This is a genomic window from Ruegeria sp. HKCCD6157 (assembly GCF_013110685.1).
Classification (GTDB): domain Bacteria; phylum Pseudomonadota; class Alphaproteobacteria; order Rhodobacterales; family Rhodobacteraceae; genus Ruegeria.
Genome location: NZ_WVRB01000006.1, coordinates 88,963 through 100,239 on the forward strand (window position 1 = coordinate 88,963; position 11,277 = coordinate 100,239).

The window sequence follows — 11,277 nt, forward strand, 5'->3', positions numbered from 1 at the left end:
GGTGGCGGGAGACCTTATGGTGAAATCACCAACCGGGCTTGTTTCAGGGTTTGCGATATCTGCTCAGCGGGAACGCCCGCCTTACGCAAGGCTAGTGTGCCAATGGCAAGGGAGGCATAGGCGCGCGCCCTGTCGAGCGCCAGACTTGGATCTGAAGGCTCAAGCGCTTCCGCAATAATTTCGTCAATGCTCTCCAAATGGTGGCGCCCGAGATCGGCCACTTCATCATCATGCGGGGCAAGCTCGGTAAGGCAGTTGATCAGCATGCAGCCGTCACGACCTCCTTGCGGGTTCGCCAAGGCTTCCATTATCGCGCCGACGGGGTCATCTCCGCCCGCGTCCGCGACGTCGCGCAAAGCTTTCAAACCACGTCTTGAATAGTGGCTGAGGGCTTTGCGAAACAATGCCTGCTTGTTTCCGAAGGTTCCATAAAAGCTGGAACGGCTCAAACCCATGGCCTTGGTCAGATCGTCCACCGACGCGGCCTCGTAGCCCTTGTGCCAAAATACGCACAAGGCTTTTTCCAAAGCATCGGCTTCGTCAAAGGCACGAGGCCTACCCGGGCCTACGGGCGACTTGATGTCGGCAATTGGAAGGATTTCTTTGTTCATGGCATAGATGTGGAATGATCAGTCCAGAAATTCAAGGGACCAGTCAGATAAAGCTTTTCATCCGACTTCATTCGCAAGTCTGCTCGGCAAAGGAACTTGCTACACCATGATGTAGGGCCGCCCGAAGCGCTGCGGGGCCCTTATTCATTCCCAAGAGAAAATTCGGCATTTGCCGCCCAAAGCTTTGCGCCAAATCTGCGCATAGTTCTGCGGTTCATCCCTGATGCATTGCGGACACCAGTCACATCCCGCAGTGAGCAAGATTCTGCCCCTACATCTGATTCAAACCACATTTTTTTCCTTTGGAAAAGAGCGATTTGGCCAATCTTCTAAAGTTTGTGCATTCGTTGTCTCCGGGCATACCAGGCCTGTTTGAGGTTGGGCTGGCCGGCGGAATTTCAGCAGATCGGCTGGGAACACATACTGAGATGCAACCCGGCGAAGCTCTCAGCCAGACAGAGGATCACCAAGGCCGCATGAGAATTGGCGGTCCTATTCGGCCATCCAAGAACAAGCCAGTGGACGACAGCCCTTGAGCTCAAAGTCGACGGCTTCTTCAGTCCACTTGAATGAGTCTGAAAAGCACAAAACGGACGTTCGCAGGGAGGACCACACCTCCCACCGGTTCCTGTCAACAGTCGTGCCGGTGCCGAATCTCTCCAACTCTGGAACGAGATTACCTGCGCATAAGTTCGTCTCCGGTCCGGCACTGGTTACTGATTGTACATGATCCAAAAATCTTTTCAGTTCTTCGAGCGCGGGCCCGCCGATACATATTGCCATTACAAATAAGGCATAACTTGGCTTGGACTTTGTTTCATCCCAAGCGTGCCATCGACAATGGGAAGTAAGCGTTCATGATTCCAGAAGCCCTTCCGGCTCTGGTCACGGCGTTTGCCGCCCGCCAACCCGGGAGGAAATCATGAAACATTACAAGTCCGGCTGTGACATACTGCCCGCAACCCTCGAAGACTCTGCTCAGAATGCGAAGCGTCGAAATGACGAAGTCAGCCGGCGTGAATTCCTTGCCATGGCGACAACGTTCGGGGCAACTACCGCAACAGCCTACGCCATGCTGGGCATGAATGCGCCGGCGTTCGCGTCAGAAACACCAAAGACCGGCGGAACGCTGCGGATCGGGATGGTTGTTCGGGAAGGCAAGGATCCGCGGTCTTATGATGACAGCCCGCAAGCCAACATCAGCCGGGGCTGGCTTGAGTATCTGGTGCGCTACACGCATCAGTTCACCTTTGAGCCGATGCTTCTGGAAAGCTGGGAAATCAGCGAAGATGCAAAGACCTACATTCTGAATGTGCGCCCCGGGGTGACCTGGCACAACGGCGATCCACTTACCGCGGAGCATGTCGCATACAATATTGAACGGTGGTGCGATAAGGGGGCCGAAGGCAATTCCATGGCGGGTCGGTTCGGGACATTGATTGATCCCGATACCTCAAAGGCGGCTGAGGGAACCATTGAAGTGGTCGACGCCTCGACCGTCCGGCTGAACCTGCCGAACCCGGATATTACACTAATCGCCGGCATGGCGGACTATCCCGCAGCTATCGTTCATCCAGACGCCGGCAGTTCAGATCCGTTTCAGGCACCGCTGGGGACAGGGCCTTACACCCTGGAAAGTCATGAAGTCGGCGTTAAAGCCGTGCTGGTCCGCAAAGAAGGCCACACGTGGTGGAATGAGGGCCAGGGGGCCTATTTGGATCGGATCGAATATCATGACGTTGGCACCGACCCGACCACCATCCTGTCTTCCTATGAAGCGGAAGAAATCGACGCCAACTACGAATCCAGCGGTGATTTTGTTGCAGTGCTGACCGGGCTGGGCCTGCAGCAGAACGAAGCCGTGACGGCAGCGACCATTGTTATCCGCCCTAACCAGGTCGCTGAAGTGAACGGGCAAGCACCTTATGCCGACGCACGTGTGCGCCGCGCCCTGTCAATGGCGGTCGACAATTCCGTATTGCTCGAATTGGGGGTCAACGGGCTGGGGATACCGGCACAGAACCATCATGTCTGTCCGATTCATCCCGAATATGCCGAAGTCGACCGGATACCTCACGATCCTACCGGGGCCATGGAACTTCTCAAGGAAGCAGGGATGGAAGACTATGAGCACGAGCTGACTTCGATCGACGATGACTGGCGCCGTAACACAACCGACGCCATGGCTGCGCAATTGCGGGAAGCCGGGATCAAGGTGAAGCGAACAGTCGTTCCCGGAGCATCTTTCTGGAATGACTGGGCGAAATTTCCCTTCAGCTCGACCAATTGGAACATGCGCCCGCTTGGCGTGCAAATTCTGGCATTGGCCTACCGGTCCGGCGAAGCCTGGAACGAGACAGGATTCAACAATGCTGAATTCGATCAATTGCTGGCTGACGCGCTGGCAACCCCTGATGCTGACAAACGCAAAGGGATCATGGCCAAACTGGAAAGGATCATGCTGGACGAAGGTGTGATCACGCAGCCGTATTGGCGTTCTCTTTACAATCACAACCGCCCAAATGTGAAAGGGATGGGCATGCACCCCACTTTTGAAATTCACATGGATAAGATCTGGCTGGACGCATAGGGGGCGCACATGTCGGCCACGGAAAAACACCTGAAAGCTGGCGCAAGCAAAGAATGGAACTGGCATCCAGACCTGCCTGTCGCCGTTACGCCGCTTTTCTCGTGGCCGCCAAGGCCCGTGGCCACGCTCCGATGGTTTGCGACCAATTGGCTGCCGATCACCGAATACCTGATCTACGCCCTGATGGCCTGGGCCATCTGGGCGTGGCTGGTGCCACCCCTGGAGCAGATGCAGCATTTGAGCTGGGGATGGGTATTGCAGCTTTGGGCGCGCAACCTGATCCTGATGACCATTTTTGCCCAAGGGCTGCACCTGTGGCTTTACGGATGGAAAAAGCAGGGCGACGACTACAAGTTCGACCGGCGCGGACCAGCCAGGAATGCACGCATCTTCCTGTGGAACGATCAGTATTGGGACAATGTCACCTATGCGCTCCTGTCTGGCGTGACCGTCTGGACGTTCTATGATGCCATCGTTTGGATGGCTTACTCCAATGGATGGGCACCGATGATCTCGGCCGGGAGCAATCCGGTCTGGTTCTTTGCCCTGTTTCTGTTGTTGCCTGTTGTACAATCCTTCCATTTCTACTGGCTGCACCGCGCACTGCACATCCCATGGATCTACAAGCGTGTGCATTCGGTGCATCACCGCAGTGTTTCAGTTGCACCGTGGTCTGGCTTTTCCATGCATCCGATCGAGCATGTTGGCTACATGAGCCTGTTGCTGATCTTCCTGGTTGTGCCCGCGCATCCGATCCACTTCCTCTTCATAGGATTTTCGTTGGCGCTTGCTTCAGCCACGTCGCATGCCGGGTTTGAAAACCTGGTGTTGGGGGACAAAGCCCACCTGAAGATCGGGTCGTTCCATCACCAACTGCATCATCGGTATTTCGAATGCAATTATGGCGGCCCGGAAATGCCCTGGGACAACTGGTTCGGCAGCTTTCATGATGGCAGCCCGGAGGCAACGGAACGTGTGCGCGGAACCAAGAACCGCATGCACGCAAAATGAGTGACCTGGTGACACCCCAGGACGGTCAGCGTTGATCTGGAACGCGCTGACCGGTGGTTCCTGAATGACGGCGCCTAAACGTTGGCTGGAATGCGTCTCATCGTCGGGTCAGCTTCGATTTCCTCTTCAAGCCACTTGGTGAACAGAGCCAATTTCGGGTTTGCTGCACGGTTTCTTGGCCTTGCAAGGTACCATTGGCTCGGCTCCGGAACAGAGAGGGCGAACGGTTGTACCAAGCGGCCCCTCTCAAGGTCACGGGAGCAGAACGGTGCTCTGGCCATTCCAATCCCGTGGTTTTTCAGGACTGCCTCACGAACCAGGGGATAATTGTCAAAAACGGACCCGAATTTCATGTCGTCACGGCGGAGGCCTGCCGCCTCCAGCCAGCAGGCCCAGTCATCAACATCTGACGGCGTGGTCGGGACGCCCAGCAGCAAGAAACTCTCCAATTCATCAAGTGTCATGCCTATGTCCGGATCACTCAAAGCCTCCGGAGCGCACACCGGGTAAATGTCGGTTTCAAACAACGGGCTGTAGTCAAATCTCTTGTCAAAAGGCGGAGCATTGAAGATGCCGGCGTCAAATCTGTGCGCATCATAGTCACCATCTTCAAAGGTTGAGATTATGCGCACGCGGGTGTTCGGATTGTCCTGAAGGAAATCGGCAAGCCTGGGCTGCAGCCACATAGTATTGAAACTGGCATAAGACTGAACGAGCAGCACATCGGGCTCGTCCGGCGCCTGTATGCGCCGGGTGGCCTTGATTATCCCCTGAATGTGTTCACGGATTGGCGGATAATACTGTTCGCCGGCAGGCGTCAGTTCGACGGACCGGCTTGTGCGTTCAAGAAGTTGAACTCCGATTGAGTTCTCCAGCGCCTTGATCTGATGACTGACGGCCGCGTGCGTCACGCAGATCTCGTCAGCGGCCTTGCGAAAGCTCTTGTTACGCGCCACGGCTTCAAAGGCGCGCAGAGATACCAATGTTGGCATATGGGTCGTCACCGGCGGGCCTCCTCGATGCTTGCAGCCCGCCATCCTTTAGCTTGCCTAACTGGCGGCAAAAATTACGGCGGCGGGTGGAATTGAATATTCGCCCAACTTTACATGCCGTCAAACGGTATTTTCGCATTCAACGCGCCGGTTAGGAATTCTTGATGAATGCAAAAATCTTTCAATTCTTCGGCTCGTTGAGAGATGGCAGATTGGCAAGTGAAGAAAGCCAAGGATTCCTTCTGTATGTCCGTCACGCCACCTTCGCTGAATGCATATGGCTACCCGTTGCTGATCAAGCAGCTGCTGACGCGTTCCAGGCTGGTCTCCGCCAGGCAAGAGATCGTCAGCGGCTCCAATATGCGGTTGACCTATGCTCAGCTCAACGAACGCATCGGCCAGCTTGCCAATGCCCTCAAGGCCAGCGGTATTGGCGAGGGCATGCGTGTTGGTGTCATGGACTGGGATACGCACCGCTATCTTGAATGTTTCTTTGCGGTTCCGATGATGGGCGCTGTGCTGCACACGATCAACGTGCGTTTGTCGCCTGCGCAGGTCCTTTACACAATCAACCATGGGCAGCCGGACCTGATCATAGTGCATCAGGATTTCATGCCGCTTATTGATGAGATCAAATCGGATTTTGACCGGGACATCACTATTGTCCCCATCGGAAACGGAGACGGTTACGAAGACTGGATCGGGGGCGCTCCAACCGGGTTTGAGTTTCCTGATTTTGACGAAAGCCGAACCGCAACACTGTTCTATACGACTGGAACCACTGGCAACCCCAAAGGGGTGAGCTATTCCCATCGCCAGCTGGTGCTTCACACTTTGGGCCTGATCGCTGGTTTTGGTGCATTCCCCGGAAACGCCGGATTTCACCGCGGCGACGTCTACATGCCGCTGACACCTCTGTTTCACGTCCATGGATGGGGATTTCCATATGCCGCGACGATGGTGGGCCTGCGCCAAGTCTATCCTGGCCGCTACACTCCAGACGAAGTTCTGCGGCTGATTGCTGCTGAAGGCGTCACTTTTTCCCACTGCGTGCCCACCATTCTGTCCATGGTGCTCGACCATCCCGGCTGCCCGCAGACAGACCTGAGCCAGTGGAAAGTAATCATTGGCGGGGCCGCTTTACCGCGCGGCCTGCAGGACCGCGCTGCTGCGGCTGGCATATCATTGCATGCGGCTTATGGGATGTCCGAAACCTGTCCGTTTCTGACGGTGGCAGATTTGTCCAGCGATGATCCGGAGAGACAGGCGCAAACCGGCTTTCCCGGCCCACTTGTTGACCTTCGTGTTGTGACGCCGGATATGAAGGATGTCCCGCATGACGGTGAAACAACCGGCGAAGTTGTTGCCCGGGCACCCTGGCTGACCCAGGGTTATCTCGGTAACGAGCAAGCCTCTGCCGAACTGTGGGCCGGCGGGTATCTGCACACCGGGGATGTTGGCTATATCCGTGAGAATGGATCGCTGCAGATCACTGACCGGCTCAAGGATGTGATTAAAACCGGCGGCGAATGGATTTCGTCACTGGCATTGGAAAACATAGCCTCCGCTTGTTGCGGCGTCGAAGACGTGGCCGCGATTGGCCTTCCACATGCCAAGTGGGGCGAAAGGCCGGTGCTGGTTGCTCAGCTTGCAAAGAATGCCGAACCGGATCAGGTGCGCCAAGTCATCCTGGAAGAATTCCAGTCGCGCGCTGATATGGGGGACCTGTCGAAGTGGGCGGTGCCAGACCGAATAGTCTTTGTCGAACGGCTTCCCAGGACCAGTGTTGGCAAGCTCGACAAGAAGCTTTTGCGGCAAGAGATTTCAACAGGCGCGGATGTGAAATCATGACAGACAAGCAGCACCGTATTCAGGCCCTCATCCAAGCCATTGTCGCGTATCTGGAGGCCCACCGCAGCGATGCGCCCGGCGTTGATCTGACGCTGGACAAGCTGGCGACCATGGATCTTTCCTTCAAGCAGCAGCTTGATGTTGCGGCGCAAGGAACCCGTCATGATCAGGTGCTGACACAAGCCATCGCCGGCATCACCGAGCCCAAACTGCTGGAAATCGCAAGATGCCTGTCTGCGGCCAAGGATGATCTGGTCTGGCGCGAGGACAACGCGCAGTTCTATCCGCCCGGCGCCGACCTGGGAGAGGGGTATATGAATTGCAACCTGCATTCCCTGCTGATCGGCGCGGACGCCTGCGGGCATCACCATCCGGACTTCAGCCTGGGTATCTTCATGCTGGGTCCGCGGACGTTGTACCGCGACCATAACCACGACGCGCCTGAGCTTTATCTGAACCTGTCCGAGAGATCCGGCTGGCGGTTCAGATCCGGCGAATGGCAGGACTATCCTGCCGGGTCGCTTATCTGGAACTCCGCAGGCGAGCCCCATGCCACCCGGGTTTATGATCTGCCGTTCATCTCGGTCTTTGTCTGGCTTGAGAACGTGAGTTCGCGCTGCAATGTCATTCCCTTCGACGACTGGGCCGAGATCGAACAAGGTCTTGCCCAAAAGTCCATCTGAGGTTTCCCAAAAAATGTTTTCTAAAGAACGCAGCGGCTGCGTTGCAGTCATCGAGCTGAACGCCCCGCCAGTGAACGCACTTGGCCTGAAGATGCGGCAAGCGCTCTCTTCGGCCGTTCATGAGTTGGAAGCTGACGAGCAGGTCAAAGCTATTGTTTTATGTTCGGCACTGCCGCTTTTTTGCGGCGGCGCTGACATCGCCGAGTTCCGTACAGGGGCGGTCTGGGACAAACCGGATCTGCCAGACCTGTGCGTAACGATTGAAACCAGCAGGAAACCTGTTGTCGCGGCTATCGCAGGCCCTGCGATGGGGGGGGCACTGGAGATCGCACTTGCCTGTGACTACCGTGTTGCCGCGCCGGAGGCATTGATGGGCCTGCCCGAAATCAAACTGGGGCTGCTGCCCGGTGCAGGCGGGACCCAACGACTGCCACGGATTGCCGGGCTGGAAGTGGCGACACGGATGATCCTTTCCGGTGACCCTGTGAAAGGCGATTTTGCTCTATCCAGCGGGCTGGTCGACGCACTTTTCGAGAGTGGCCAGGAATTTCGCGCACATGCTATAGAGTTCGCCACCAGGATTGCGCGTGAGGGGGATCCGAAGCGCAGCTGCGCGGATATGACCGTCGCACACCCTGATCCGAAGGGTTTTCTCGCGGGTTACCGGACCGAGATCGCGCCAAGGTCCAAAAACCTTGTCGCCCCTGAACGATGCCTAAAATCGCTTCAGGCCGCCTGCGAATTGCCGCTGGTCCAGGGGCTTGCACAGGAAAAGGCCGAATTTGCCGAGTTGCTCAACACACCTCAATCGCGCGCGGGCCGCCATCTGTTCTTTGCAGAGCGTGAATGCACCAAGGTTCCCGGCGTTTCACGCGGGCAGCGGCCACGTGACATTGCATCGGTCGCCGTGATCGGCGCGGGAACAATGGGGCGCGGCATCGCCATCGCCTTTCTTCAGGCGGGGTATCCGGTCACACTTTTGGAAACTACACAAGGGGCGCTGGAACAGGGGCTGAATCAAGTTTCAAAGCACTTCCAGCGTGCAGCTGACAAGGGACGGCTCAGTCCCGATCAGGCAGAGGCTATTGCATCCAACGCCACAGGGACGCTCAGCTATGCGGACCTCGCAGATGCCGACCTGATCATCGAAGCAGCGTTTGAAAGCATGAATGTCAAACGCCAGATTTTCGAAGCGTTGGACCGGCACGCAAAGCCTGGCGCGATACTGGCCTCAAACACATCGACGTTGGATCTTGATGAAATAGCCGCGGTCACGTCCCGTCCAGAGGATGTGATTGGTCTCCATTTCTTCAGCCCGGCCAATGTCATGCGCTTGCTGGAGGTGGTGCGCGGCGCCAAGACCGCACCCGATGTCATTGCGACGGCAATCACAGTCGCAAAGAAGATCCGAAAGCTCCCTGTCACGGTGGGCGTATGCTACGGCTTTGTCGGGAACCGGATGCTGGAGCCATACTTCCGCGAAGGGTCCCGGCTGCTGCTTGAGGGGGCGGCGCCGAAACAGGTAGATGACGTCCTCGAAGGTTTCGGCATGGCCATGGGCATTCATGCGATGGCTGATCTGGCTGGGATCGATGTGGGCGCCCGCGTGCGTCAGGAGCGGCGAAGTGAAATCGCGCATGATCCGGCATACCAGGCAATCCAGGACAGGCTTTTTGAATTGGGACGACTGGGTCAGAAGACCGGGCGAGGCAGCTATATCTACGAGGGCCGGACACGGGTTGAAGATCCCGAGGTTGTTCAAATCAGCGAAGAACTGGCCACACTGCATGGTGTAGCGCACCGACACATAGACGATCAGGAAATCCTTGAGCGGTGTCTATACCCTTTGATCAACGAAGGCTTTCTGATCCTGGAAGAAGGCATCGCAACGCGCTCTGGCGACTGCGACCTGATCTGGGTCAACGGTTATGGCTTTCCCAACTGGCGCGGTGGCCCGATGCAGTATGCGGATGAAGTCGGATTGCCCCGCATTCTGGACCGCATGAACCACTACCGGCATTCGCTGGGCGCCTATGGCGAGATGTGGTTCACACCCGCGCCTTTGCTGGAGGAACTCGCAAACACGGGCGTGACGCTTGCAGAGCACTTTGAGGCCACAAAGGAAAAATCATGAGAGAAGCCGTTATCGTCTCTACCGCACGAACCCCTATTGGGGTTGCCTTCAAGGGTGCGCTGAACAACATCAAATCCCCAGCCATGATGGGGCACGCCATTCAGCACGCTGTTGAACGTGCAAGTGTGGACCCCGGATTGATCGAAGATGTTGTGATCGGATCGGTCCTGACTGCCGGAACAGGAGGACTGAATGTCGGCCGCTTATCCGCGCTGGCGGCTGGCCTTCCTGTCACTGTGTCGGGCCAAACAATCGACAGGCAATGCTCATCGGGATTGATGGCCATTGCGACTGCCGCAAAACAGATCATCGTGGATGGGCAGAACGTTGCGGTTGCAGGCGGGCAGGAGAATATTTCCGCCGTGCAGAATGCGTATCTGAAGTGGGCAGACGATGAGAAGGACCCAAGCGTTACCGCTCAGTGCGAACATGCCTATATGCCGATGCTGATGACGGCTGAAAATGTGGCCCGGGTATATGGGATAAGCCGCGAAGCTCAGGATGAATACGCAGCGCTTTCCCAGAAGCGGACTGCACGGGCACAAGCAGCTGGCGCCTTTGATGACGAGATTGTCCCGATCACCGCCACCAAGCGGGTCAGGAACCGCGAAACCGGGGAGGAAACCCTGGAAGAGGTGACCTTGTCCAAGGATGAAGGCAACCGGCCAGGCACAACAGCCGAAACACTTGGCCAATTGAATCCTGTATTGGAAAGGGGGGTCATCACAGCCGGCAATGCAAGCCAGCTTTCCGATGGGGCCTCGGCCTGTGTTCTGATGGAACGGAAAACGGTTGAGCAGCATGGCCTTACACCTCTTGGCATCTACCGCGGCATGGCAGTCGCAGGCAATGCACCGGAAGAGATGGGGATCGGCCCAATCCATGCCATACCGCAATTGTTGAAGAATGCAGGTCTCAGCATCGATGATATCGGACTTTGGGAACTGAATGAGGCCTTCGCTTGCCAGGCGCTCTATTGCCGCGATCAACTTGGCATCGACCCAGAGCTCTACAACGTGAACGGCGGCGCCATATCGATCGGCCATCCCTATGGTATGACAGGTGCCAGACAGGTTGGGCATATCTTGTTGGAAGGAAGGCGCCGTGGATCAAAATATGTGATTGCGTCCATGTGCGTTGGCGGAGGCATGGGGGCTGCAGCATTGTTCGAAATTGCCTGATCCCCGGCAAATGGAGTTCAAATCGAACGTTGTTTATCGGGATAACTGAAAGGGGCTTTTCAGATGTCTTCAATTTCAAGGGCATTGTTTCGCAATTGGCGAAAGAAGCTGTCATTGATGCGAAGTGCAGAGAAGCTCCGCGTGCCGCCGACACCTTCTGGTGCCCTCCCGACTGCAGCAAGAGATGCACGCCTGCCGCGAAAGGCAGGAGTTGAAGAGAGCGA

Annotated in this window: 8 protein-coding genes; 6 read left to right on the forward strand and 2 right to left on the reverse strand. The window is 56.6% G+C overall.

The window, feature by feature from the left end:
- Nucleotides 1–14: 14 nt before the first annotated feature.
- Nucleotides 15–611 (reverse strand): TetR/AcrR family transcriptional regulator, encoded by a 597-nt coding sequence (locus GS612_RS16815; protein ID WP_171641891.1) that lies wholly within the window; start codon nt 609–611, stop codon nt 15–17.
- Between the two features lie 922 nt (nt 612–1,533).
- On the opposite strand from GS612_RS16815, the gene GS612_RS16820 reads away from it, so the two are divergent.
- Complete coding sequence (locus tag GS612_RS16820) at nt 1,534–3,201, forward strand: ABC transporter substrate-binding protein (RefSeq protein WP_171641894.1); 1,668 nt, start codon at nt 1,534–1,536, stop codon at nt 3,199–3,201.
- A 9-nt stretch (nt 3,202–3,210) separates the two neighbouring features.
- Nucleotides 3,211–4,212, forward strand: coding sequence for a sterol desaturase family protein (locus tag GS612_RS16825; RefSeq protein ID WP_171641896.1), 1,002 nt, complete (start codon nt 3,211–3,213; stop codon nt 4,210–4,212).
- Between the two features lie 74 nt (nt 4,213–4,286).
- On the opposite strand, the gene GS612_RS16830 is transcribed toward GS612_RS16825, so the two are convergent.
- Nucleotides 4,287–5,216, reverse strand: coding sequence for a LysR substrate-binding domain-containing protein (locus GS612_RS16830; RefSeq protein ID WP_371809361.1), 930 nt, complete (start codon nt 5,214–5,216; stop codon nt 4,287–4,289).
- A gap of 234 nt (nt 5,217–5,450) precedes the next feature.
- Here GS612_RS16830 and GS612_RS16835 point away from each other — a divergent pair, with 234 nt between their 5' ends.
- From GS612_RS16835 to GS612_RS16850, 4 genes are read left to right on the forward strand one after another with little or no spacing between them, the layout of a single operon-like run.
- A complete protein-coding gene (locus tag GS612_RS16835) occupies nt 5,451–7,055 on the forward strand; it encodes a fatty acid--CoA ligase (RefSeq protein WP_171642049.1) in 1,605 nt (534 codons plus the stop codon).
- Nucleotides 7,052–7,738: a dimethylsulfonioproprionate lyase family protein gene (locus GS612_RS16840; protein ID WP_171641898.1), complete on the forward strand. Its 687-nt coding sequence runs from the start codon at nt 7,052–7,054 to the stop codon at nt 7,736–7,738. Before GS612_RS16835 ends, GS612_RS16840 begins: the two co-directional genes overlap by 4 nt.
- A gap of 13 nt (nt 7,739–7,751) precedes the next feature.
- Nucleotides 7,752–9,872 carry a 3-hydroxyacyl-CoA dehydrogenase NAD-binding domain-containing protein gene (locus tag GS612_RS16845; RefSeq protein ID WP_171641900.1) on the forward strand — a complete coding sequence of 707 codons (2,121 nt, stop codon included), beginning with the start codon at nt 7,752–7,754 and terminating at the stop codon, nt 9,870–9,872.
- A complete protein-coding gene (locus GS612_RS16850) occupies nt 9,869–11,053 on the forward strand; it encodes an acetyl-CoA C-acyltransferase (RefSeq protein ID WP_171641902.1) in 1,185 nt (394 codons plus the stop codon). The genes GS612_RS16845 and GS612_RS16850 overlap by 4 nt, the downstream gene beginning before the upstream one ends.
- The last annotated feature ends 224 nt before the right edge of the window (nt 11,054–11,277 follow it).